We start from the raw sequence: 24,454 nt of genomic DNA on the forward strand, positions 1-24,454 counted from the left end.
GGGACCTGTCTAGTCGGCCAGTTCCTCGAGCAGCCGCCGGGCCGCTTCCAGTTCGGCCTGCAGCGCTTGCACCTTGGCCTCCTGGGCTTCCCGCGCGGCATCGAGAATGCCGGCCACCACGTCGGCCACCTCGGGGTGCAGGATCTTGGCGGCCTGCGCCACCGCGGAACTGGGCACCGCGAGACCGCGCACCGCGCGCTTCTTGCCGCTGACCACGTCCACGGACCATTCGCCGTCGGCGGTACCGGTCAGCGTGACCGTGACCTCGGGCGTCTTCGCCTTCGGCCGGGCCGCCGCCTTGGCGGGCTTCGCGCCGGCCGGACTCGGCTTGGGCGCGGGCGCCTTGCTCGCGCCGCTGTCCTGTTCCTCCGATTCCGGCGTGCTCGCAACGGGTTTCGGGACCACCGGGGGCGGGGTGACGGAACTGGCGGGGGTGGGTGTCGCGGTGCTCGTCAAGGTCGACGGCTGGGTCACGGGTGTTTCCTTCCTGGTTGTCGACTTCGGCTGGGCGGTGGAAACAGGCGCCGCACCTCGCTGCGGCTTGGTCAACGTCACTTCTGTCGGAGAAAAGGACAGTACATCCTTCGAGCCGGTGGGCCGGACCTGCAGGAAGTCTCCGTCGGCTGGATCGCCGAGCGCGATCACTTTTCCCGACCGTCCTTCCGGCACGCCCACCGCGGCGGCGGTGAACCACACCATGGGCGGCTTGCCGCCGGCGATTTCGGTGGCAATCCGCTGAATCTCGCTGTCCGACAATGGCTTGGGCTTGGTTCTGGTCGACGGCATTGATGACTCCGAGCAATATTCGTGGATGGCTGCGTGCACAGATGATGCCGCACCGCACCGACAGATTTGCAGGCCACCGGGAAATCGAGGCCGGGAACACGACGCAGCGCCGGGTCAGCGAACCCGGAGCTACGCCGCGGCGAGCCGGTCGGATCGCCTTACCGCTCAGTGTTTTCGGCGGGCGTCAGCTCCGGTCGGGCGGCGCCTGCAGCGCCGGGAACCAGATATCGGCGAGCACCTCCGCGGCGCGCTCCGCGGACACGTTGATGGTGCCCTGGACGGCCCAGCGGGTGAAGAAGCGTTCGAGTTGGGCGACAAGCAGTTCCACCCGCAGCCGCGCCTCGTCCGCGCGGTCGGCGGGCCAGCGGGCGAGGTAGGAGGTCATCGCGTTGGGCAGCGCCATGATCCCGTCGCGCGCGATCTCGCGGAACTCCGACTCCAGCGCGGTGGCCTCGTCCCAGGCCGGCAGCAGGTCCTTGTGCTCGTGGAACCAGGCGATCGCCCGGGTCACCCAGGCGACGAACTCGGCCCGCGAACCGGTGTCGAGCACCCGGTCCAGATCCTCGTAGAAATGCAGCGCGCTCGGGGCCGTGCCCTGTTCGGCGATCGCGCGCAGCACCTCCTGCTTGGAGTTGAAGTGCAGGTAGAAGGTGGCGCGACTGCAACCGACGGCGGCGGCGATGTCGTCCACCCGCACCGCGGCGTAGCCCCGCTCGGTGAACAGCTCCTTGGCGCGGGCCAGCAGGCGAGCCCTGGTCTGCTGCTTCTGTTCGTCCCGCAGGTTGCTGCCCGCCGGGCTCGGGTTGGTGCGCAACGGCTACCCCATGTCGGTCGAATGCTGTGCTGACGTGCGTCTTTCGCTGCTCGAGTGTACTGAAGAGAAAGTTCACCGCGTCTCACTAGACAATACGTCATTCACTAGACGCAATGTCTAGCGAGTGTTACCTTGTTGCCTACGTCACTCCGGTCGCCACGGCGCCGGACGGTTCCGCCGCCGCGGCGCCACCGCAGGTGGGTGACGTCCCGCTCAGCACGAGGACACTGAATGACTCCAACCGAACTCCCCCGCGTCGGCGTGATCGGTGCGGGCCCGTCCGGGATCACCGCCGCCAAACGATTGCAGGACCACGGCATCCCGTTCGATTGCTTCGAAGCCTCCGACGAGGTCGGCGGCAATTGGTATTTCAAGAACCCGAACGGCATGTCGGCGTGTTATCAATCGCTGCACATAGATACGAGCAAATTCCGGCTCGCCTTCGAGGATTTCCCGGTGCCCGCGAATTGGCCGGACTTTCCGCACCATTCGCAGTTGTTCCAGTACTTCAAGGACTACGTCGATCATTTCGGGTTGCGCGAGAAGATACTTTTCGACACCGTGGTGACCGCCGCCGAACGGGCGCCCGACGGCAGCTGGCTGGTGACGAGCAATGACGGCCACACCCGCCGCTACGACGCGTTGATCGTGTGCAACGGGCACCACTGGGATCCGAATCTGCCCGACTATCCCGGGGAATTCGACGGCGTGCTGCTGCACAGCCACGCCTACAACGACCCGTTCGATCCGGTGGACATGCGCGGCAAGCGGGTCGTGGTCGTCGGAATGGGCAACTCCGGACTCGATATCGCCTCGGAGCTGTCCCAGCGCTTCCTCGCCGCGAAACTCACCGTTTCGGCCCGGCGCGGGGTCTGGGTACTGCCGAAGTACGTGCACGGCAAGGTCGGCGACAAACAGTCGGTGCCGAGCTGGATTCCGCGCACGGTGTCGCTGCGGCTCAAGCAGCGGTTCGTCCGGAAGTTCCGGGGCGACATGGAGTTCTACGGTCTGCCCAAACCGGACCATCGCCCGTTCGAGGCGCATCCCTCGGCCAGCGAGGAGTTCCTGCACCGGGCCGGTTGCGGCGATATCGCCTTCAAGCCGGCCATCACCGCGCTGGAAGGTCCGCGGGTGCGTTTCGCCGACGGCAGCACCGAGGAGGTGGACGTGATCGTCTGCGCCACCGGCTATCGGATCAACTTCCCGTTCTTCGCCGACCCGGACCTGTTGCCGGACGCCCGAAATCGGTTCCCGCTGTTCCAGCACATGATGAAACCCGGTGTGCCCGACCTGTTCTTCCTCGGGCTGGCCCAACCGCTGCCCACGCTGGTGAACTTCGCCGAGCAGCAGAGCAAGTTCGTCGCCGCCTACCTCACCGGCAACTATCTGCCGCCCTCGGTGCCGGAGATGAACGCGGCGATGCGCGCGGCCGAGGCCGCCCGGGCCGGCCGCTACTACGACTCGCCCAGGCACACCATCCAGGTGGAGTTCGAACCGTACGTGCGCGCGATGCGGCGGGAAATGGCCGAGGGCGCGAAACGCGCTGCCGCGGCGGGCAACCCGCTGCCGGTGCCGGCCCGAGCGCTGGAGGGCGCGTGACCGGCGCGCCGCGGACGGCGGGTTACTGCGCGGACCGGTTCGCGGATGTGCGCACGGAATTGGAGAACCACCTGGCCGCCGGCGAAGAACTCGGCGCAGCCGTCTGCGTCATGGTGGACGGCGTCGCGGAGGTCGATCTGTGGGGCGGCTACCGCGATGTCGAGCGCACCCGGCCGTGGACGGCGGACACCCTGGTCAACGTGTTCTCGATCAGCAAGACGATGACCGCGCTCAGCGCACTGCTGCTGGTCGACCGTGGCGAGCTCGACGTGCACCAGCGGGTGGCACACTACTGGCCCGAATTCGCCGCGAACGGCAAGGGCGACATCGAGATTCGGCACCTGCTCGGTCACACCTCCGGCGTCTCGGGCTGGGCGCCGCCGATCGAGTTGCGCGATATCTACGACGCCGAGTCCGCCTGCGCTCGCCTCGCCGCCCAGCCGCCGTGGTGGGAGCCGGGCACGGCCTCGGGCTATCACGCGCTGAACTACGGGCACCTGATCGGCGAGGTGGTGCGCCGCGTGACCGGACAGACGCTGGGCCGATTCTTCGCCGCCGAACTCGCCGAGCCGCTCGGCGCGGACTTCCACATCGGCACGCCCGCAACACATCACGACCGCATCGCGCCCCTCGTACCGCCGCCACAGCTCGAGTTCGACCTGGCCGCACTGGATCAGGACAGCGTGCTGGTCAAAACGCTCACCAGCCCGCTGCTCGACCTCGCCGAGACCGCGAGCGCCGGGTGGCGCGAGGCGGAGATCGGCGCGGTGAACGGGCACGGCAACGCCCGCTCGGTGGCACGGGTGCAATCGCTGGTGTCCTGCGGCGGCCTGCTCGACGGCCGGCGCTTCCTGTCGGAGCGGACCGTCGAGCTGATCTTCGACCAGCAGTCCGACGGAATCGATCTGGCGCTGCTGGTGCCGTTGCGCTTCGGCCTCGGCTACGGGCTGCCGCAGGCGCAGACCGCGCCCGCGGTACCGGACGGCCGGGTGTGCTGGTGGGCGGGTTACGGCGGCGCGATGGTGGTGAACGACCTGGACCGGCGCATCACCGTCGCGTACACCATGAACAAGATGGCGCCCGGCCTGATCGGTTCCCCGCGCGCCGACGCCTACCTGCGTGCGGTGTTCAACGCGGTGCGAGCCGAGCAAGGCGCGTCGGCATGATGCGCGCCTTGCAGCTCACCGATCCCGGCGTGCTCGAGCTGCGCGAGGTGCCGGTCCCCGAGATCGGGCCGGGCGAGCTGCTGCTGCGCGTCGGCGCGGCCGGGATCTGCCATTCCGATCTGCATGTGCTGCACCTGCCGTTCCGGCTGCGCGAGCAGGCGCTGACACTCGGACACGAGGTCGCGGGGACCATCGAGACGGTCGGCGAGGCGGTCGAGGGCCGCAGCGCCGGTGAACGCGGCGTCGTCTACCTGTGCTGGTCGTGCGGCCGGTGCCGGGAGTGCGTGTCCGGCAACGAGAACGTCTGCCTGGCCGCGGGCCGCAGCGCGATGCCGCCGTGCCCCGGGCTCGGCCCGGACGGCGGCATGGCCGAGTACCTCCGTATGCCGGCCGACGCGTTCGTGCCGATCGGCGATCTCGATTTCCGGCAGGCCGCTCCGCTCGCGGATGCGGCGCTGACCAGCTACCACGCGATTCGCGGTGCGCGCGAGCACCTGCGGCCGGGTTCGGTGGCGGTGGTGATCGGCGTCGGCGGGCTGGGGCATGCGGCGGTGCAGATCCTCGCCGCGACCAGCGCGACCGAAGTGCTCGCGGTCGACGTCGCCGAGGACAAGCTGGAATTGGCGACGCGCGGCGGCGCGGCCGCGGGTCTGCGCGCCGGCCCGGGCACGGCGCAGCAGATCCTCGACCGCACCGACGGCCGCGGCGCCGACGCGGTATTCGACTTCGTCGGCAGCGACCAGACCTGCGCGCTCGCCGTCGCCACGGTCGCGCCGAACGGCGCCTACCGGATGATCGGCCTCGGCGGCGGCACGCCGGAGATCACCGCGGCGCCCGCGGGCGGCCCGGGCTGGCCGTGGGGTGCTTCGATCCGAAAGTCCTACGGCGGCACCAAATCCGATCTGATCGAGTCCGTCGCGCTGGCTCGTTCGGGCAAGCTCGAGATCGCGGTCGAGCAGTACGCACTGGTCGACGGGCGCGCGGCGCTCGACCGGCTCGAGCGTGGGCTGGTCACCGGTCGCGCGGTAGTGGTTCCATGAATGAGGGAGTGCGGTAGATGACGAAGCCGTTCGATGCACAGGCGTTCGCCGCGGCGGCCGTGGCCCGCTTGACCGGTCCGGGTGGCCGTTTCGAGATGGCGGTCGAGGAGGTGCTCGGTGCGCCGATGCCGGTGCTGCGCAACCGAGCCCGCTCGCTGGGCGAGGTCCTGGCCACCGCGGCGGACTGGGGCGCGCGCGACTACCTGGTGACCGAGGACCGCCGGATCTCGTTCACCGAGCACGCGGCCGCGGTCGGCGCGCTGGCCGCGGCGCTGCGGGATCGGTACGGCCTCGGCCGGGGCGACCGCATCGGCATCCTGGCCGCCAACACCCCGGAATGGGTCTGCGCGTTCTGGGCGGCGCAGCAGCTCGGCGCGATCGCGGTGGGCTACAACGCGTGGTGGACGCCGCGGGAGATCGCCTACGGCGTCGAGCACACCTCGCCCGCCGTGCTCATCGTCGACGCGAAACGCGCGGCCCTGGTCGCGGAACTGGATATCCGGGTGCCCGTGCTCACCATGGAACACGACCTGCCCGCGTTGCTCGCCGAATACAGTGGTGCGACACCGGCACTCGCACCGATGGACGAGGACGACCCGGCCGTCGTCCTCTACACCAGCGGCACGAGCGGGCGGCCGAAAGGCGCGGTGCACTCGCATCGAAACCTGGTGGCGGTCATCGGCTATCACCAGTTCAACGACGCGCTCGCGGCCGAGTTCGCGGGCGCGGGTGCGGTACCGAGCGGCCGCAGGTTTCTGCTCACCTCGCCGCTGTTCCACATCGCCAGCCTGCACAACCTCGTGGTGCCCCGGCTGGTGACCGGTGACACCGCGGTGCTCTATCAGGGCGGCTTCGACGCCGACCGGGTGCTGCGGCTCATCGAACGCGAACGCGTCACCAACTGGGGCGCCATGCCGACCATGGCGACCCGGCTGCTCGAACGCGACCTGTCCGGGTACGACCTGTCCTCGCTGGTGTCCTTCTCGCTGAACTCCGCGCCGTCCTCGGCGGCACTGCAACATCAACTGCGCGAACGGCTTCCGGTCGCGCGGACCGCGCTGGTCACCAGTTACGGGCTCACCGAGTCCAGCACGGCGGCCACCATCGCCACCCCGGCCGAACTCGCCGCGTTCCCGGATACCGTGGGCCGCCCCGTGATCGGGGCCGAGGTGCAGATCCGCGACAGTGCCGGACAGGCCGTGCCGGACGGCGTCGAGGGTGAGATCTGCGTGCGCAGCCCGTATGTGATGCTCGGGTACTGGAACGACGACGCGGCCACCGCGGCGGCGATCACCGCCGACCGCTGGCTGCGCACCGGCGACATCGGTGTGCTCGCCGACGGCCGGCTCCGATTGTCCGGGCGGCGTTCGGATCTCATTCTGCGCGGCGGCGAGAACGTCTATCCCGTCGAGATCGAACAGTGCCTCGACGAGCATCCCGCGGTCCGCGAGTGCGCCGTCGTCGGCATCCCCGACCCGGATCTCGGCCAGCAGGTCGCCGCCGTTGTCGTGCTCGAAAACCCCGCGGCGACAACCGAAGCGGAGTTGCGCGCGTTCGCCGCGGAACGGCTCGCCTACTACAAGGTGCCCGCGCGCTGGCGCCTCACCACCACCGAGCTGCCGCGCAACGCCACCGGCAAAGTGGTGCGCACGGGGATCGAGGTCTGACGGACACGGTTGACAGCACCGTAAAATTGCGACGGAAGGGTGACTTGGTTGCCCGGCCGCTCGTGAGGAGTCGACGTGGACGTTTTCGAGCATCAGGGCAGGGCTGTGGCCTACGACCGGGTGGGCAGCGGGACGCCGGTCGTCTTCCTGCACAACGCGGGCACCCAGCGCCACATCTGGGACGATCAGGTGGCGGCGCTGCGCGACGACCACGAGGTGTTCGCGATCGACCTGCCCGGCTACGGGCAATCCGAGCAGCCCGCCGCGGGTTATCGCCTCGCCGACTACGTGCGGATGCTCGGCGCCTTCCTCGACGCGCACCGGCTCGCGAGCGTGACGCTCGTCGGCAATTGCCTCGGCAGCGCCACCGCCCTGCGCTACGCGATGGACCGCCCGGCACGAGTGCGCGCGCTCGTGCTGATCAACCCGCTCACCTGGGACACCGTCCGTTCCGGTCAGTCGGCGGGCCTGGCCTGGGCGGACGCGCGGCTCCCGCTCGGCCCGCTGGCCCGCAGGCTGGCGTTGCCCGGCCCCGCGGTGTCGCTGATCATCGGCAACCAGCTCGGCGCCCGCGGCCGGGCTCAACAGCTGCAGAACTCGCCGCGGCTACGCGCGCACTGGTCCGATCGCGGCCGCCTGCAGGCCCTGCACGGCTTGGTGCAGGACTTCCCCGCCTTCGCGGCCTTCGACGAATTCACCCCGCCCGCCGCCTTCCCGCCGATCTGCACGATTTGGGGCAAGCAGAACCGCATCCTGTCGGCCCGCGCCGGTGCCCGGCTCAGCCGCACGCTGCGGGCGCATACCGCGGTGGAATTGCCCGATTGCGGTCACTTACCGATGGTGGAGGACCCGGCCGGCGTCAGCGCGATCATCACCGATTTCCTTGCGACCTCGCATCGAGCCCCGGTCCCCAAGGCCGCGGGTGGTCTCTGAGTCCGCGACTCAGAGCGGCGCCGAGGTCGGGTACAGCTCGGCGAAGCTGTCCGAGCGCACACCGCAACCGGCGCACTCGAATTCGATGCCGAGGGCGAGCATCCAGGTGATCCGGGTGTGACAGGTATCGCACATGAAGTCCACCCCCTCGGGATGGCAGCACGGGCGTTTGCGGATGAACCACTCGGCTCGATGCCGGCAGGGGACGGTGTCGAAGCGGAGGGTGCAGGCCGGTGCGGCGGGGAGTTGAGCGACGATCGCCTCGAAAGTCGTTGGGACCGTTTCGGAGTTCATCGGTGGTACCTTCCGGCAGGGCAGAGCGGGAGACCGCGGTGGGTCGGTGCGTACCCACACCAGGCAGATCGTTTGCTCAATAATTGCCGTTACTCGGTGTAGATTCGACGTCCGATACGTCCGCTACTGCCCGTTCCACCGGGTTTGATGAGACACCTTCCGGGAACCCGGTCGAATAGAGCCGTCGAGGAAAGGGATCCGTCATGTTGTTGCGCCGACTTGCCCGCCCACTACTTGCCACTGTCTTCGTCGTGGAGGGTGTCGATACGCTGCGGCACCCGGAGTCACGCGTGAAGGCGGCCACCGAGCTGGTGCAGCGCGGCCAGCGTCAGCTGCCCGAGCAGTACGCCGCGAAACTGCCGAACGATCCGGGGACCGTCGTCCAGGTCAACGCCGCCGCGCAGGTAGCTGGCGGTGTGCTCCTTGCACTGGGCAAGGCGCCACGCCTGGCCGCGCTGGTGCTCGCGGCGACCGTGGTCCCGGCCACGGTCACCGAACAGGACTTCTGGAACGAGCCCGATCCCGCCCAGAAGGCGACCAAGCGCAACGCCTTCCTCAAGGATCTCGGACTGCTCGGCGGTCTGATGATCGCGGCCGCCGACACCGAGGGCAAGCCGTCGCTGGGCTGGCGGGGCAGGCGCGCCGCCCGTGGTGCGGCCGCGACGGTCAGCGCCGCGCTGCCGTTCACCGGATCCTCGGACGGCGCCGCGACGGAGGGGCTGCGCCGCCGGGCGCACGAAGTCGCCTCGGCGGCAGGCGCTCTCGGCAGCACCGCGGCCACCAAGGGTTCCGAACTCGCTGACACCGTGCAGCAGCACGGCCCCGAATGGGCCGCCGCCGCGAAGGAACACGCGGCACCGCTGGTGGAGACCGCCAAGGAGCGCGGCGCCGAACTCGCCGACGTGGCCAAGCACCGCGGCGCCGAACTCGCCGAGCGCGCCAGGACCCGCGGCCCCAAATGGGCCGAGCTGGCCAAGGAACGCAGCGCCGAACTCGCCGAGCTGGCCAAGGAACGCGGCGCGGAGCTGGCCGATGTCGCCAAGCACCGCGGTGCCGAGTGGGCCGAGGTCGCCAAGGAACGCGGCGCCGAGCTGGCCGAAACCGCTAAGGAACGCGGCGCCGAGCTGGCCGAGACCGCGCGCGAGCGCAGCGCCGAACTCGCCGACACCGCCCGCGACCGTGCCCCCGAACTCGCCGAAACCGCTCGCAAGCGCGGCGGCCGGTTCGCGGACACGGCCCGGCACCGGGTGGAGCAGCGGCTGCACTGAGATCGAAAACTAGGCCGACTCTTCGTATCCCACGCCACGATCGGACAGCACGGCGTCCAGCGACCGCACCCGGCGGAAGCTGGGCGCCAAGCCGGTTACCTCGATCGCACGATCGACGCACCGCGTCTTGGTGATCAAAACCATTCGCCGACACATCTTTTCGAGATGCGTCTGGGCATCGAACAGCACGCGCAGACCGGCGGCGGACAAAAAGGTGACCGGCGAGAGATCTATGACGATCACCGCCGATCGGGCGCCGATGACTCGGCTCAGGTGATCGCGGAAACTCGGCGCGGTCCAGAGATCTATCTGGCCGTACACCATCATCATCGCGATATCGTGCCGTGGGCGGAACACCGAAAAACGAAGCAGGTCAGCGACTTCGGCCGACCTGTCCGGCGGAACAGCGGCGGACCGCGCATCGTCGTTGCTGGACATTGGACGACTCCTCGGTCCGTCTCGGTGGCGGGGCGGACCTGTCTACCAAGTGAAGCACGGCGTATCCGGGCCTGTACAGCACAGCGACCTTTCAACAACGCAGCGCCTTTCAACAACGCAGCGCGGCGCCTTCGAACTGCACAGCGCTCGTCAGCTCGCGGCTTGCTTACCGAGCGCGCCCGCGAACAGCAGCCCGCCGATCACCGCGGCCGGGACGCCCAGCACGATGGTGCCGATGATCGCGCCGATCGGGGCAGCGGCGGCCCCGGTTACCAGGCAACCACCGAGGAATCCGGGCACCGCGAGCACGCCGATCGTCGGCACCGCGGCCGCGGCACCGACCAGGGCGCCGCCCGCGACACAGCCGAGGGCGGCGCCGATGGTCGTGCCGATCAGCGTGCCGAGTGCGACACCGAGGCCCGCGACCGTGGCGAAGTTCATCACCGCGGTGTTGAAGTCGGTGGACTGGGGGTCGATGGCGATATCGCGCAGATCGGCCGGTGCGGGCCGGGCGGTCGCCGGGTCGGTACCAGGCGTGAGGGTGGCGGTGCGGCCGTCGATCCGCGCTGTGATCGGCCATACCTTGTTGTCGTTTTGATAGCTGAGCGGCATCGAAACCACCAGGCGGCCCGCCGGATCGCGCACCTCGAAACGGCCGTCGACCGCGCGCAGCGCGCCCACATCGGTGGTGAGTACCACCGATTTGTCGACCGCGCTTGCCGTGTAGTGCATTTCGGCCGGCTCGGCCTGTGCGTGCGCGGTGGCGGCTGAACCGGCCAGTGTGGCAACCACACAGACAGCCACCGCGGCGAATGTCGTTCTACCCATGGAAGTCCCCTCATCGTCTCGCGCCGGTGCACACCGACGGCGGATCCGACGCGACCGATGCGCGCCTGAGTCATCGAAAGATGTTGCAGAGAAGCAATATTGGCGATTCAACCGAGAGCTGTCGGTTCGCCGTGCGAGCGATGGCCGCCCACCGCGGAAGGACGCTAGCGGCAGCCGACGGGCCACGCAACCGTTGATCATCGACTGTCGGCCAGGTCACAGCAACCGCACCCGACGGGACGAATCGGTCGAAATTGCCGGGAACTACCGGCTGTAGTGGGCCGACTAAGTGGTCATGCAGCGAACAGCCATGCGGATCAGCCCGCAGGGAGATTTCGGTGTGGTGGTCGAGGACTTCGACCCCGCATCGCAGGAAGACATCCGTGCGGTCAAGCGGGCGGTGTACCGCGAGCGCATCGCCGTGCTCAAGGGCGTCGACAACCTCGACCCGCACCAATTCCTCGCGCTGGCAAGCGGTTTCGGCGAACCGGTGCGGTACTACGAGCCGATCTACCACCACCCCGAGGTGCCCGAGGTATTCGTATCGTCCAATGTCGATACCGGTCCGCAGCGGGTCGGCGTGCCCAAGACCGGGAAGTTCTGGCATTCGGACTACGGGTTCATGCCCCGCCCGTTCGACCTGACCTTCATTCTGCCCCAGGTGGTGCCCCAGCACAGCCGGGGCACCTACTTCCTCGACCTGGTCGCCGCCTATCGTGGGCTCAGCCCCGCATTGCAGCGCGAACTCACGGACACGGTCGCCACCCACAGCGTGGCCCGCTACTTCAAGATCCGGCCGAGCGATGTCTATCGGCCCATTTCCGAGGTGCTCGCCGAAATCGAGGCCAAAACCCCGCCGGTGCACCTGCCCACGGTGCATCCGCACCCCCATACCGGGGAGCCGGTGCTGTATATCAGCGAGGGCTTCACCACCTCGATCACCGGCGCGGACGGGACCGACCGGCCCGACCTGCTGCGCGAATTGCTCAGTGTCACCGGCCAACTCGACGAGACCTGCACGCATTCGGCGATCCGGCTGCAGACCTTCGAGCGGGGCGACCTGCTGATCTGGGACAACCGCGCCATGGTGCACCGGGCGCTGCACAACGCCACCGCCGAGCCCGCGGTCTCGCATCGGGTCACCGTCTACGACGACGAACCGGGCGTGCCGGCATGACCGATCGGGTGTTCCCGGACGATCCGTTGCTGCTGGCGCAGGTGCTGCACTGTTACAAGCCGCACTGCCGCTATCTGCGCAGGCTCGAGGTTCGGTCGGGCGAGAAGGTCACCGCCACCGCAACTTTCGAGATCCCCGACTCTTGCTATATCGACGCGACCGGCCACCTCAACTCGGTCGAGGTGAACATCTGCTACAACCAGATGCTCTATCAGACCATCGCGGTCATGGTGCGGGAGCAGCTCGGGGTCTTCGCCGGGTGGACGATGGACGATTTCTGGCGGCGCCAGTTGCCGGACATCCTGATCACCCGCTTCCACAGCGATTTCCGCAGGCCGATCGACCCACGGCGGTTCTCCGGCGAGTTCACCCTCGACGGCAGCCGGGAGCGCACGAGCTCGCTCGACGGCGCGCCGTTCACCGCGTTGGACACCTCGTTCCGCTGCTGGGACGACGGCGGCGGCCACTGTACGGGCGTCGTCCGGTTGGCGGTCGTCGAAGAGGCCCGTGTACTGGGAGCCGCGCGATGAGTGATCGCACGCTGACTTCGATTCTGGAAGAGCACGCGGCGCACCGCCCCGAAACAGCCGCGATCTGCTGTGCCGGAAGAGAACTCGACTACGCACAGCTGCGCGCCGACAGCATCCGGCTCGCCCGCGCGTTGCACGCCGCCGGCATCGCCGCGGACAGCAGAGTGGCCTATCTGGGCAAGGAATCCGTCGACTACTACGCGCTGTTGTTCGCCTGCGCGCGACTCGCGGCGGTCCTGGTCCCGATCAATTTCCGGTTGACCGCGCCGGAGGTCGAACACATCATCGGCGACTCGGGCAGCACGGTCGTGCTGGTCGACGCCGACTCCGCGCAGATCGCGCGGGCCGCCGCGCCGCACGCCCGCATCGTCGACCTGGGCGGCGACGAGTTCGCGAGCTGGCTGGCCGGTCCCGTCGAGCTGGCGCCGGACGCCTCGGTCGGCGGCCGCGACGATGCGGTGATCCAGCTCTATACCAGCGGCACCACCGGCCTGCCCAAAGGCGTTGTGCTGGCGCAGCGCAGCTTCTTCGCCATCGCCGACGCGCTGGCCGACGCGGGGCTGGACTGGATCGACTTCCGCGCGGGCGACCGCAGTTTGATCGGCATTCCCGGCTTCCACGTCGGCGGAATCTGGTGGGCCATGCAGGGTTTCGCGGCGGGCGTCACCAATGTCGCGATGCCGCGGTTCGACAGCGGCACCGCGCTGACACTGATCGCACAGACCGGGATCACCACCATGTGTGTCGTCCCGTCGATGCTGCGGCTAATCATGTCCGAGCCCGCGATCAGCCCGGCGGCGGTCGAGTCGGTGCGCAAGGTGGTCTATGGGGGGTCACCGATTTCCGAGACCCTATTGCGCGAGGCGCTCGAGCTATTCGACGCCGAGTTCGCGCAGATCTACGGCCTGACCGAAACCGGGAACACCGCGATCTGCCTGCCGCCGCGGGATCATGTGCCGGGCAATCCCCGGCTGGGCGCCGCGGGCCGGCCGTATCCCGGTGTGTCCGTGCGGATCATCGACGCCGCCGGGACGCCGCGACCGCCGGGGGAGGTCGGCGAGATCTGCCTGCGCTCCCCCGCCGCCATGCTCGGCTATTGGCAGCTGCCCGAGGCCACGAGCCAGACGCTGATCGACGGCTGGATCCACACCGGCGACGCCGGATATGTCGACGCCGACGGCTACCTCTATATCCGAGATCGGTTGAAGGACATGATCATCGTGGGTGGCGAGAACATCTATCCCGCCGAGATCGAGAACGTCCTCGCCCGACATCCGGCCGTCGCGGATTCGGCGGTGATCGGTGTACCGGACGACGTGTTCGGCGAATCTGTGCACGCCTTCGTCGCGTGCCGGCCCGGCACGGAGGTGCGGGTGCGTGAGCTGATGACGTTCTGCCGGGAACACTTGGCGTGGTTCAAGATCCCGGCCCGCTTCGAATTGATCGCCGCCGTGCCCCGCAATCCCAGCGGCAAGATCATGCGCTGGCAATTGCGCGATCGGTTCTGGGCCGAGCGGGACAGACAGGTGAACTGAATGGAACCGCTGACCTATGCCGCGGTGCGCGCGGACATCGCCGACGTGCTCTATCTCGAACCGGACGAGCTCACCGACACCGAGGACCTGTTCGCCGCCGGGTTGGACTCGGTGCGCTTGATGGGACTCATCGAACGGTGGAAGAAGCGCGGCGCCGCACCGGCATTCGTCGATCTGGCCGAGCAGCCCACCCTCGCCGCGTGGTGGCCGTTGCTCGCGCCGCGGCCGGTACGGTGAGTTCGCCACAGGGTCGGCCGCTCACCGCCGCCCAGCTCGGCGTCTGGCTCGGCCAGCAACTGGACCCGGCTTCGTCGGCGTTCAATATCGCCGAGTACGTGGATATTTCCGGCCCGCTCGAGCTGGACGCACTGGTGGCGGCCGTCGGCGACGCGGTAGCCGAGACCGAAGTACTGCGGACCCGCTTCGTGGCCGACGGCCCGCGCCAGGTCGAGCACACGCCGGATCAGGCCGTGCGGGTGGTGGACGTCTCGGACGCGCCGGATCCGTTGGCGGCCGCCCGCGCACTGATGGACCGAGACGTCGCCGAGCCGCGTGACCTCACCGGCGACGAGTTGTTCGCGCACATCATCTTCCGGCTCACGCCACACCGCACCCTCTGGTACCACCGCGTGCACCACATCCTGCTCGACGGCTACGGCATGGCGTTGATCGCGCGCCGCGTCGCGGAGCTGTACACCGCGCGCGTCACCGGAACGCCCACGCCCCCCTATGCTTTCGGATCCTGGGACGCGGTGATCGCGGCGGACGCCGCGTATGCCGAATCACCGGAGATCGAGCGCGACCGGGCGTACTGGCTCGACTACCTCGGCGACCGCCCGGCCCCGGTGACACTGTCCGGGGCCACCCCGCACGCGGCGAGCACCGCCGGCCGGACACTGCGGGAGTTCACCGCGCTGGACGGCGAGACGGTCGCGCTGTTGCGCCGGGTCGCCGAGACCGCCCGCGCGAACTGGACCGACGTGCTCACCACGGCCATCGCCGCCTACGTCCACCGGATGACCGGAGCGACCGAGGTATGCCTCGCGCTGCCGGTCATGCTGCGCACCGGTACTCCCGCACTGCGGGTGCCGTGTATGACGCTCAACGGCGTCGCGCTGTGGACCGAATTCGCGGGCGAGCCCACCTTGACCACGCTCACCGGCCGGGTCGCCCGCGACCTGGTACGGGGCCGGCGCCACCAGCGGTACCGGAGCGAGCAGGTGCGGCGCGACCTTGGTCTGGTCGGCACCGATCGCAGCATGTACGGGCCCTCGGTCAACATCATGCTGTTCGACTACGACCTGCGCTTCGGCGCGTGCACCAGCACGGTGCACAACGTCACCGCCGGGATGATCGACGATCTGGTCTTCAACCTCTACGACCGCGGCGACGGCAACGCACCCACGTTGTACCTCGACGGTCATCCGGGCTCCTATACCGCCGCCGAACTCGCCACTCATCTGCGGCGATTCACCACATTCCTGCGTCGCGTGCTGACCGAGCCCGACCGCCCGCTCGACGCGATCGATCTGTTCCTGCCGGGCGAACGAGCAGCACTGCACATCGACAGTCGTGGGCCTGATCGCCGGTGGCCGGAGAACCCGGTGCACGAGGTGCTGGCAGCGCAAACCCTGCGGTCGACAACGGCGACGGCGATCGTCGCCACCGGTGGCGACGGGCACCGGGAAACCCTGTCCTACGGCGAACTCGCCACGCGGACAAAGCGATTGCAGGCCGCGCTGACGGCGGCGGGGACGCGTCCCGGCAGCACCGTCGCGGTGTTGCTCCCGCGCACCGGCGACGCTATCGCCGCGGTCTTCGCGGTGCTGGCCTGCGGTGCGGTCTATGTGCCGCTGGACCCGGGGCAACCCGCCGCCCGCACCGCCCTGCTGCTCGACGGGCTTTGCAGCCGAACCGAACTCGGCGCAATACTCACCACGACCGCACTGGCTTCCCTGCTCCCCGCCACACTCGCCGATCGAGCGGTGCTGGTCGATGACCTCGCTGCGGCCACCGCGGAGCATGTCACGCCGCTCCTGCATCCCGATCATCCGGCGTGGGTGATCCACACCTCCGGCACCACGGGCACACCCAAAGCCACGGTGATCTCGCACCGATCCGTCCGGAACCTCTACCACCATCATCGCGAGCAGCTGATCGAACCCGCGGTGGCGGCGTGCGGTGGCAGGCGGATGCGGGCGGCGCTCACCGCGTCGATGACCTTCGATACCGCGTGGGAGGGCCTGCTCTGGCTGCTGGCGGGCCACGAACTGCATGTCATCGATGACGAGCTGCGCCGCGACCCCGACGCGCTGGTCCGCTACATCCGCGCGCAACGCATCGACTTCCTCGATATCACACCGACTTTCGCGCGCGAGCTGCTCGCGGCAGGACTGCTCGCCGGGCCGCACCGGCCCCGGGTGCTCGCGCTCGGCGGCGAGGCGACCGACGCGGCCCTGTGGTCCGAATTGCGCGCCGAGCCGGAGGTCTCGGTCTACAACCTCTACGGACCGACCGAGTGCACCGTCGACGCCAGCTGGACCACGATCGCCGCGCACGCCGCGCCGTCCATCGGCGGGCCGATCAGCAACGGGCAATGCCACGTGCTCGACCGAGCGCTGCGGCCGGTACCGCCCGGGGTGGTGGGCGAACTGTACGTCGGCGGACTACCCGTCGGACAGGGCTACCTCGGCGAATCCGGCACTACGGCCGCGAGATTCGTCGCGGACCCGTTCGATCCGACGGGCGGGCGGCTTTATCGCACCGGCGATCTGGTGCGCCGGCAGCCTAGCGGGAGCTTGGACTACCTCGGACGCGGCGATACCCAGATGTCGTTGCGCGGCTATCGAATCGAGGTCGGCGAGGTCGAAGCCGCATTGGCCGCCCACCCCGGCGTCGGCGGCGCGGCGGTGCGGATACACGCGGAGGTGCTCGTCGCCTATGTGGTGCCCGCCACGGGCGCCGCGCTGCCGGACCCGCGCACGCTGCGCCTGCACCTCGCGGCACGACTGCCCGACTACATGGTGCCGTCGATATATCTCGAGCTGAAGCGCCTGCCGCACACCGCCAACGGCAAGCTGGACCGGGCGGCGCTGCCCGCACCGCCGGCCGCCGCTGCCGCCGAACGGCCCGCACGGACGCCCGCGGAGCGGACGCTGGTGCGGTTGTTCGCCGAGGCGCTCGAGCTCGATTCGGTCGGCATCGACGAGGACTTCTTCGCGCGCGGTGGGCATTCGCTGCGCGCGGCCCGGGTGCTCAACGGGGTGCGGGCCGCCTTCGGTGTGCGCTGGGATCTGCGCACCATGTTCGACACACCGACCGTCGCCGGGTTGGCCGAGCGGCTCGGGTCGGGCCGATCATTCGATGAATTGCACTGGAGCACGGCCGATCTAGAGGCGGACGTGCACCTGGTCGACGACCTCGTCGCGATCGGCGAACCTTCGACCGCGCCCCGGGTCGCGCTACTCACCGGTGCGACCGGATTCCTCGGCGCGTTCCTGCTCGCAGCGCTGCTGGAACACACCGACCTGCGGGTGTACTGCCTCGTCCGAGCGCAGGACGACGCTGCCGCGACGACCCGGCTCCGGGACGCCCTCGCACGCTACGGACTTCGCGACCGGGCGGATACACCGCGCCCGGCAGATCTGTCGCGCCCTGGATCTGCCCGGCACGAATCCCGGATCATCCCGCTCGCAGGCGATCTCGCCGAGCCACTGCTCGGCCTGTCCACCGAGCGCTACCGGGAGCTGGCCGACACCGTGGACACCATCGTGCACAACGGCGCTCGTGTCCATCACTTCGAGCCCTACGCCAGGCTGCGTCCGGCGAATGTCGAAGGGACCGCGCGCATTCTGCGGCTGGCCTGCACCGGCACCGCCACCTCGGTGCATTTCGTCTCCTCGGTCGACACCGCCTTCGCGGTCGACGGAAATCCGGCGGTGCTGAGCGAGGACCGCCGGGTGGCCGCGACGTCGCTGCCGCCCAACGGCTATGTCGCGAGCAAGTGGGTGGCGGAGGGGCTGCTGTATGCCGCCGCCGCGCGCGGTGTGCCGGTGACGGTGACCCGGCCGGGCCGGATCGGCGGACACTCCGGGACCGGCGCGTCCGGCCCGGACGACGCGTTCTGGAGCCTGCTGCGCGCGATGGTCGTGCTCGAGGCGGTCCCCGACGAGCTGTATCGGACGGGCACGGTGGACGTGGTCCCGGTGGATCGGGTGGCCGCCGCCATCGCCCACCTGGTCACGCACCGGGCCGTCGGTCGGACGTTCCATCTGACCAGCGAGCAGCCGCTGCCCTTCGCGGCGATCGTCGCGGTGCTGCGCGAATCCGGCTATCCGATCGCCACCGTCCCCGCGACGGACTGGCACAACCGTTTGACCGCACTGGCGGATCAGGCTTCGGCGCAGGGCGATCACACCCTGACCATCGCCCGCGCGCACGCCGCACATCTGGCACGGCCGGGTGCCGCCGTCCGCTACAGCCGCACGAATACTCGCGCCGCCCTGACGGATGCCGCCCTACCGCAACCGGATTCGCTGTCCGCGGTGCGGGCCGGCGTCGACTACCTGATTCGGACCCGTTTCCTCCCGCCGCCCGCGGTCCCGGCCGGCGCGCAACCATCGAAGAGGCACCCATGCTGATCAAACACGCACTGCTGCCGGTACTCGCGGCGAGCGTGCTCGCCGCGACCGCCTGCACCACGTCGGTGACCGATGCCACCGATACCCGGCCCGCGTCCGCGGCGACCGAAGGAATCACGAAATACCCGCTGTCCCTGGAGAACTGCGGAAAGAGCTACACGTTCACCGCGGCCCCGAAACGCGTCGTGGTGATGAACGGCGGTTCGGTCGGCGAGGTGTCGGCGCTGCTCGCACTCGGCGTGGCCGACCGGGTGGTGGCAAACGCCCAGTCCTACGGCAATTCCGACGTGCCCGGGCGCGCCGCCGCGATCGATGCGCTCCCCACCGGGAACATCACCCCGAACAGCCTGCAGGACATTCCCCGGGAGGCCATGCTGAACCAGCGGCCCGATCTCGTGATCTCCACCGGCGGGGGCGGTTTCGCCGCCGACCAGGGCTTCGCCACCAGGGACGAGCTGGCGGCGGCCGGTGCGAATACCTATGTGCCCAGGGCCAACTGCGGTGTCACGGGCGCGGTCACCGGCACACCGACGATCGAGGACAGTTACGCCCTGCTGCGCGACCTCGGGGCCATCTTCGACGTGCCGGGCCGGGCCGATCGGCTCATCGCCGATTCGCAGCGCGCCATCGCGGCGACCACCGCCCGGGTGGCCGGGCAGCCGAAGAAGAACGTGCTGCTCGTCTTCGCCGGGATGGGCATGGGCGGCGATAATTCCGACTTCTCGGCGATCGCGGCCGGTGGCATCTGGAACGACGTCATCGGTAAAGCGGGCGGGGTGAATCCGTTCGAGCGGACCGACGGCACCACCTTCGTGACGATCAGCAAGGAGCAGCTCGCCGCGACGCCCATCGACGGGTTGGTCGTGGTGAACTACCGCAGCCCCGATATCGACGCGGTCGCGAAAAGGATTCTCGCTCAGTTCCCACAGTGGCCGGCCACGGCCACCGGAAGCTATGCGGTACTGGCGGATTCGATCTACCTCGGCCCGAGCAACGACGTGGCGGTGGCGCGTATCGCGAAGCTGGTGCACCCCGAGCAGTTCCGGTGACGCGGGCCAGCGCCCGGCCGCCACTGGCCAGGGTGCCGCTGCCGATCGCGCTGGGTGGCGCGGCCGCGGTGCTGCTTGCGGTGCTGGTGCTATCGATCGCCGTGGGGTCGGTGACCGTTTCCGCAGCCGACACCGGCCGCGTGATCGTTGCCCATTTGTCCGGTAGGACAGCCGATGTCGGCTTCACCGTCGATCAGATCGTCTGGAGCTATCGGCTGCCACGGGTACTGCTGGCCGCGCTGTGCGGCTGCGGACTCGCGGTGGCGGGCGTGATACTGCAGGCGCTGGTGAACAATCCGCTGGCGGACCCGTACGTGCTCGGCCTGTCGTCGGGGGCTTCGCTCGGCGCGGTCCTCGTGATCGTCACCGCGGGCGGCGCACTCGGCGGCGTCGGGGTGTCCACCGCGGCGTTCTGCGGCGCGATCGCCACCATCGCGGTGGTGTTCCTGCTCGGCCAGCAGCGCGGCAGGCTGGCGCCCACTCGACTGGTCCTCGCGGGTGTGGCGGTGGGCTATCTGCTGCTGGCGGCCACGAACTATCTGCAACTGCGCGCGACGCCGAACGAGCTGCGCACGGTGATGTTCTGGACGATGGGCAGCGTGGCGGGGGCGCGGTGGGATCGGCTCGGCCCGGTCACCGTGGTCGTGCTGGTGACCGTGGTGGTGGTGCTGGCGTTCGGGCGGCGGCTCAACGTGCTCGGCACCGGTGACGAGCAGGCGACCGCGCTGGGCGTCGACGTGCGGACGCTGCGGATCCTGTTGCTCGTGCTCTCCGCGCTGTTGACCGGCGTCCTGATCGCCGCCGCGGGCGGGATCGGCTTCGTCGGCCTGGTGATTCCGCATGTGGTGCGGCTGGCGTTCGGCCTGGACCACCGGCGCGTGCTACCCCTGTCCGCACTGATCGGGGCCACGTATCTGGTTGCGGTGGACTTGCTTTCGCGCACGGTCGACGCACCCAACGAGCTGCCGCTCGGCATCTTCACGGCGGCGTTCGGCGCGCCGTTCTTCCTGTGGCTGCTGCGGCGCAACGGCGGTCTGCAATGAGCGCGCGACCGGCCGCCGAATTGTCGGTGACCGGTATACGGGTCACCTTCGGCGAGGTCGCGGTGCTCGACGGGGTGACGTTGCACGCGGCGCCCGGGGCGGTGGTGGGCATCGTCGGTCCGAACGGCAGCGGTAAGACCACCCTGCTGCGCACGATCTATCGCTCCCTGGCACCCAGCAGCGGCGTCGTCGCCGTCGACGGTGCCGATATCGGTGCGATGTCGATCCGGGCCGCGGCCCGCACCACCGCGGCGGTGCTGCAGAACGGTTCCGGAGCAACCGAACTCACCGTGCACGAGGTGGTGCGGCTGGGCCGTAATCCGCACCACTCGCTGTTCAGCAGGGACACCGCGGCCGACCAACTGGCCGTCACGGACGCGATGGCGCGCACCGGCGTCACCGCCTACGCCGAGCGCACCATCGGTTCCCTCTCCGGCGGTGAACGCCAGCGCGTGCTGCTCGCCCGGGCGCTGGCGCAGCAGCCCCGGCTGCTGGTGCTCGACGAACTGACCAATCACCTCGACGTCCGCGCCCGATTCGAGCTGCTCGACCTGATCCGCTCGACCGGCATCACCACCCTCGCCGTCCTGCACGAGCTGGATCTCGCGGTCCGCCACTGTGATCAGCTGGTCGTGCTCGATCACGGCGCGGTCGTCGCCGCGGGCGAGGTGCTCGACGTGATGACCCCCGCCCTGCTCCGCAAGGTCTTCGGCGTGCTCGCCAGCACCGCCCGCCACGACGACGGCGTCATTCGATTGCACTATGCGGCAAAGCCTTTGGCCGATCCCTGAGACCGCCGCGGCTCAGGCGCGCATGCCGCCGTCGACGCGCAGCACCGTGCCGGTGACGTAGGAGGCCCGGTCACTGAGCAACCAGGCTGCGGCCTGGGCGATTTCGTCGGGGTCGGCGGCCCGGCGCAGCGGCGTGCCGGCGTTGAGCCGCTCGATGACGCCGGGGGACTGCGCATCCCAGTCGTGCAGCATCTCCGTCGAGGTGGTGCCCGGCGCGATGGCGTTGACGCGGATGCCTTCCGGGCCGTACGTGACGGCCGCGCTCGCGGTGAGGCTGTTGACCCCCGCCTTCGTGGCACCGTAGGCCGGAAGTTCGGGGTTGCCCATCAGGCTGCCGACGCTCGAGGTGTTGACGATCGCTCCCGTGCCCGCGGTGGCCCGGATGGCTTCGATCTCGGCGACCATGGCCACCCACGTGCCCTTCAGGTTCACGTCGTAGACGTGGTCGAAGTCGGCTTCCCGCGCCCGGTCCATCGGGCCGGGCGGCACGCCGGCCGCGCCGTTGTTGAAGGCGACGTCGAGCCGCCCGTACCGATCGACGGTGTGCGCGACGGCGGCCCGTACGGCGGCCGGATCGGCGAGGTCGCACACCACGTAGCCGGCCGTGCCGCCCGCCGCGGCGATGTCCTCGGTCACCGCTTCGAGCTGCGTCTCGGTCCGCGCCGCGAGCAGCACCCGGGCTCCCTCCTTGGCGAACAGCCGAGCTGCGGCCGCGCCGATCCCGCGTCCGGCACCTGTGACGAAAGCGACCTTGCCGGTCAGAAGACCCGCTCCGGCGATCTGTGTGTTGTCCATGGCGTCAACCCTCGGGCCGTGCCCGCGGCCGAGCCAGGTACCGGGTGTACCTGGCTCGGCACGACGGCGCTCGAGCACACTGGAGGCGTGGACAGACGAGAACTCGCGGACTTCCTGCGCAGCAGACGGGAGCGGATCACCCCGGCCGACGTGGGACTGCCCGCGGGCTCCCGCCGCCGCACGCCCGGCCTGCGCCGCGAGGAGGCCGCGCAGCTGGCCTTCATCTCCACCGAGTACTACACGCGCTTGGAACAGGCTCGCGGTCCGCGTCCGTCGCGCGAGGTGCTGGCGGGGCTGGCCCGGGCGTTACGGCTCTCGGACGCCGAGCGCGACCACCTGCACCACCTGGCGGGCGCACCGCCCGGCCCCGCCGCCGGTCCGTCGCGCGAAGTCCGGCAGAGCATCCTCGATCTGCTGCAGCGGCTGCCGCAGGCGGCCGCGGTCGTGCTGTCGGCCACCTACGAGGTGATCGCGTGGAACGATCTGGCCGCCGCTCTGATGGAGGACTTCTCCGCGCTCTCGCGCCGCGACCGCAACCTGGTGCGCCGCGCCTTCCTCGGCCCGCAGGTGGCGGGGCGGCGGTTGTACGGAGTGTCCGACGCCGACGAATTCGCGCGCAGCGCGGCCCACATCCTGCGCGCCACTGCGGCCCGTTACCCCGACGATCCCGAGGTGGTCGAGCTGGTGCACGAACTCCGCACGGGCAGTGCGGAATTCGAGGCGCTGTGGACCGCTCATGACGTCTGCGCGAAACCCACGCTCTGCAAGATCTTCGACCATCCCCTGGTCGGCCCGGTCGCCGTCAACTGCGACGTCCTCGACATCTCCGACCGGGATCAGCGCGTCGTGATCTATACCGCCGCACCGGGATCTTCCGCCGAGGAGGCACTGCGCCTGCTGTCGGTGATCGGGACGCAGCGGATGGACGCCACCCGCTGAGCCGTACCGATCCGGCGCTCAGACCGGGACACCGCCATAGGTGCGGCGGTGCTTGGCTTCCAGGAAGGACAGCGCGCCGAATGCCATCAGGCCGAGCGCTACCAGAATGAGCAGCCAAGGGCCGAACGGCATTTCGGCGAAATCGCGCAGCACCGCGTCGATGCCCTTGGCCTCGGCCGGGTCATAGTTCAACGCCGCGACGACGGCGGCGAGCCCGATACCGAGCACGACGACACCGCGCGCGACGTAACCGATGCGGCCGAGCCAGATCGCGGCCTGGCGCGAGCCGTGCGTCATCCAGCCCATGCGCAGATCGTCGACGAATTCCAGGCGCAGGCCGCGCACGGTCTGCCAGATCCCGAAGGCGATGACGGCCAGGCCGAGCAGCAGCACGACCACCTGGCCGCCGTCCCAGCTCAGGATCCGGGCGGTCAGGTCACGGGCGATGGCATCGCTCGGTTTCGGCGTCCGGCCGTGTACGACGTACCGCAGGGTGCCCAAAAAAGCCAGGGCATAGACGATTCCGGAGAGCGCGGCGTAAAGCCGGTGTCCCCCCGAGTAGGTCCGCCGGGCACTGGCCACCTGGGTGACCCGCCACGCCACCAGGGCGGCGAAACCGAAGACGAGAATCCACAGCAGCAGATACCCGAGTGGTTTGCTCGCGATCGCCGCCAGCGCACCGCCGCCGTCCGGCTCGTGTTCGGCCGTGCCGATCGCCAGCATGAACCCGATGATGCCGATCGCGAGGTAGGCGATACCGCGGGCGATGAAGCCGAAACGCGCGGCGGCTTCCAGCCCACCCGAACTCGCGGACCTGCGCCGACGCCAATCCTGCGACCGGCGGCCCCAGGACCGCCCGCCGTCGCCGTAGCCGCGTGAACGGCCCCAGCCACGCCGCGTGCCGATGCGGTCCCGCCGTCGATACGTGTTCGCACTGCGAAAAATACTCATGATTGCCTCGCTTCTTCACCGCCGGTAATGCCCACTTCGCCGGAATTGACACGGTGCGGTGCGAATTCGGGCGGCCGGAGCCGGTGCGGGCCATCCGGAGTCATGGCGAGCGAATCGAAGGTTGTTCCCGGCCAACAGATCCCGGGCGAGACAAGACGAGGCAGCCGCCGG

The 24,454-nt window shown here is 69.6% G+C and carries 22 protein-coding genes; 15 read left to right on the plus strand and 7 right to left on the minus strand.

The genetic code is table 11. The annotated features are described in order from the left end of the window. Positions 1-9: 9 nt before the first annotated feature. On the minus strand, positions 10-786 hold the full coding sequence (locus TY25_RS05240; protein ID WP_042254507.1) for a DUF6319 family protein: 777 nt from the start codon (positions 784-786) through the stop codon (positions 10-12). A gap of 184 nt (positions 787-970) precedes the next feature. Continuing rightward, the gene (locus TY25_RS05245; RefSeq protein WP_042254509.1) at positions 971-1,600 is read right to left on the minus strand and encodes a TetR/AcrR family transcriptional regulator; all 630 of its coding nucleotides are present in this window, start codon (positions 1,598-1,600) and stop codon (positions 971-973) included. Between the two features lie 231 nt (positions 1,601-1,831). Here TY25_RS05245 and TY25_RS05250 point away from each other — a divergent pair, with 231 nt between their 5' ends. The 5 genes from TY25_RS05250 (at position 1,832) to TY25_RS05270 (ending at position 8,005) form a co-directional block, all read left to right on the plus strand. Next, positions 1,832-3,199 (plus strand): flavin-containing monooxygenase, encoded by a 1,368-nt coding sequence (locus TY25_RS05250; RefSeq protein WP_042254510.1) that lies wholly within the window; start codon positions 1,832-1,834, stop codon positions 3,197-3,199. Next, positions 3,196-4,365 (plus strand): EstA family serine hydrolase, encoded by a 1,170-nt coding sequence (locus TY25_RS05255; RefSeq protein ID WP_042254512.1) that lies wholly within the window; start codon positions 3,196-3,198, stop codon positions 4,363-4,365. The genes TY25_RS05250 and TY25_RS05255 overlap by 4 nt, the downstream gene beginning before the upstream one ends. Beyond that, the gene (locus tag TY25_RS05260) at positions 4,365-5,405 is read left to right on the plus strand and encodes an NAD(P)-dependent alcohol dehydrogenase (protein WP_042254515.1); all 1,041 of its coding nucleotides are present in this window, start codon (positions 4,365-4,367) and stop codon (positions 5,403-5,405) included. The genes TY25_RS05255 and TY25_RS05260 overlap by 1 nt, the downstream gene beginning before the upstream one ends. A 17-nt stretch (positions 5,406-5,422) precedes the next feature. Beyond that, entirely contained in the window at positions 5,423-7,072 is a 1,650-nt protein-coding gene (gene casG / locus TY25_RS05265; RefSeq protein ID WP_042254517.1) for a steroid-24-oyl-CoA synthetase, read from the plus strand. A 75-nt stretch (positions 7,073-7,147) separates the two neighbouring features. Beyond that, on the plus strand, positions 7,148-8,005 hold the full coding sequence (locus TY25_RS05270) for an alpha/beta fold hydrolase (protein WP_042254518.1): 858 nt from the start codon (positions 7,148-7,150) through the stop codon (positions 8,003-8,005). A 9-nt stretch (positions 8,006-8,014) separates the two neighbouring features. On the opposite strand, the gene TY25_RS05275 is transcribed toward TY25_RS05270, so the two are convergent. Further along, positions 8,015-8,299 carry a hypothetical protein gene (locus TY25_RS05275; RefSeq protein WP_042254520.1) on the minus strand — a complete coding sequence of 95 codons (285 nt, stop codon included), beginning with the start codon at positions 8,297-8,299 and terminating at the stop codon, positions 8,015-8,017. Positions 8,300-8,502: 203 nt separating this feature from the next. Between TY25_RS05275 and TY25_RS05280 the strand changes: the two genes are divergently transcribed. Continuing rightward, entirely contained in the window at positions 8,503-9,567 is a 1,065-nt protein-coding gene (locus tag TY25_RS05280; protein ID WP_042254521.1) for a DoxX family protein, read from the plus strand. Between the two features lie 9 nt (positions 9,568-9,576). Here TY25_RS05280 and TY25_RS05285 read toward each other — a convergent pair whose 3' ends face one another. Beyond that, positions 9,577-10,005, minus strand: coding sequence for an STAS domain-containing protein (locus TY25_RS05285; protein ID WP_052382813.1), 429 nt, complete (start codon positions 10,003-10,005; stop codon positions 9,577-9,579). Between the two features lie 150 nt (positions 10,006-10,155). Further along, entirely contained in the window at positions 10,156-10,833 is a 678-nt protein-coding gene (locus tag TY25_RS05290) for a DUF8020 domain-containing protein (RefSeq protein WP_042254523.1), read from the minus strand. A 295-nt stretch (positions 10,834-11,128) separates the two neighbouring features. Between TY25_RS05290 and scoE the strand changes: the two genes are divergently transcribed. From scoE to TY25_RS05330, 8 genes are read left to right on the plus strand one after another with little or no spacing between them, the layout of a single operon-like run. Then, positions 11,129-12,010 carry a (3R)-3-[(carboxymethyl)amino]fatty acid oxygenase/decarboxylase gene (gene scoE / locus TY25_RS05295; RefSeq protein WP_226887197.1) on the plus strand — a complete coding sequence of 294 codons (882 nt, stop codon included), beginning with the start codon at positions 11,129-11,131 and terminating at the stop codon, positions 12,008-12,010. Then, on the plus strand, positions 12,007-12,540 hold the full coding sequence (locus TY25_RS05300) for an FcoT family thioesterase (protein ID WP_042254526.1): 534 nt from the start codon (positions 12,007-12,009) through the stop codon (positions 12,538-12,540). The genes scoE and TY25_RS05300 overlap by 4 nt, the downstream gene beginning before the upstream one ends. Continuing rightward, positions 12,537-14,075, plus strand: a complete 1,539-nt coding sequence (locus TY25_RS05305; RefSeq protein WP_042254528.1) for a long-chain-fatty-acid--CoA ligase — start codon at positions 12,537-12,539, stop codon at positions 14,073-14,075. The genes TY25_RS05300 and TY25_RS05305 overlap by 4 nt, the downstream gene beginning before the upstream one ends. Next, positions 14,076-14,312: a phosphopantetheine-binding protein gene (locus tag TY25_RS05310; protein ID WP_042254531.1), complete on the plus strand. Its 237-nt coding sequence runs from the start codon at positions 14,076-14,078 to the stop codon at positions 14,310-14,312. It begins immediately after the preceding gene. Further along, positions 14,276-18,715, plus strand: a complete 4,440-nt coding sequence (locus TY25_RS05315) for a non-ribosomal peptide synthetase (protein WP_162184182.1) — start codon at positions 14,276-14,278, stop codon at positions 18,713-18,715. The genes TY25_RS05310 and TY25_RS05315 overlap by 37 nt, the downstream gene beginning before the upstream one ends. After that, positions 18,709-19,764: an ABC transporter substrate-binding protein gene (locus tag TY25_RS05320; protein ID WP_042254534.1), complete on the plus strand. Its 1,056-nt coding sequence runs from the start codon at positions 18,709-18,711 to the stop codon at positions 19,762-19,764. The genes TY25_RS05315 and TY25_RS05320 overlap by 7 nt, the downstream gene beginning before the upstream one ends. Next, positions 19,761-20,807 (plus strand): FecCD family ABC transporter permease, encoded by a 1,047-nt coding sequence (locus TY25_RS05325; protein ID WP_081868676.1) that lies wholly within the window; start codon positions 19,761-19,763, stop codon positions 20,805-20,807. The genes TY25_RS05320 and TY25_RS05325 overlap by 4 nt, the downstream gene beginning before the upstream one ends. After that, entirely contained in the window at positions 20,804-21,598 is a 795-nt protein-coding gene (locus TY25_RS05330; protein ID WP_042254538.1) for an ABC transporter ATP-binding protein, read from the plus strand. Before TY25_RS05325 ends, TY25_RS05330 begins: the two co-directional genes overlap by 4 nt. A 12-nt stretch (positions 21,599-21,610) precedes the next feature. On the opposite strand, the gene TY25_RS05335 is transcribed toward TY25_RS05330, so the two are convergent. Next, positions 21,611-22,393: an SDR family NAD(P)-dependent oxidoreductase gene (locus TY25_RS05335; RefSeq protein WP_042254540.1), complete on the minus strand. Its 783-nt coding sequence runs from the start codon at positions 22,391-22,393 to the stop codon at positions 21,611-21,613. Between the two features lie 87 nt (positions 22,394-22,480). Here TY25_RS05335 and TY25_RS05340 point away from each other — a divergent pair, with 87 nt between their 5' ends. Next, complete coding sequence (locus TY25_RS05340; protein ID WP_042254542.1) at positions 22,481-23,332, plus strand: helix-turn-helix transcriptional regulator; 852 nt, start codon at positions 22,481-22,483, stop codon at positions 23,330-23,332. 18 nt (positions 23,333-23,350) lie between these two features. Here TY25_RS05340 and TY25_RS05345 read toward each other — a convergent pair whose 3' ends face one another. Next, positions 23,351-24,283, minus strand: coding sequence for a DUF1206 domain-containing protein (locus TY25_RS05345; RefSeq protein ID WP_226887196.1), 933 nt, complete (start codon positions 24,281-24,283; stop codon positions 23,351-23,353). Positions 24,284-24,454: the final 171 nt, after the last annotated feature.

It is taken from the genome of Nocardia brasiliensis NBRC 14402 (assembly GCF_000308475.2).
Lineage (GTDB): Bacteria > Actinomycetota > Actinomycetes > Mycobacteriales > Mycobacteriaceae > Nocardia > Nocardia brasiliensis.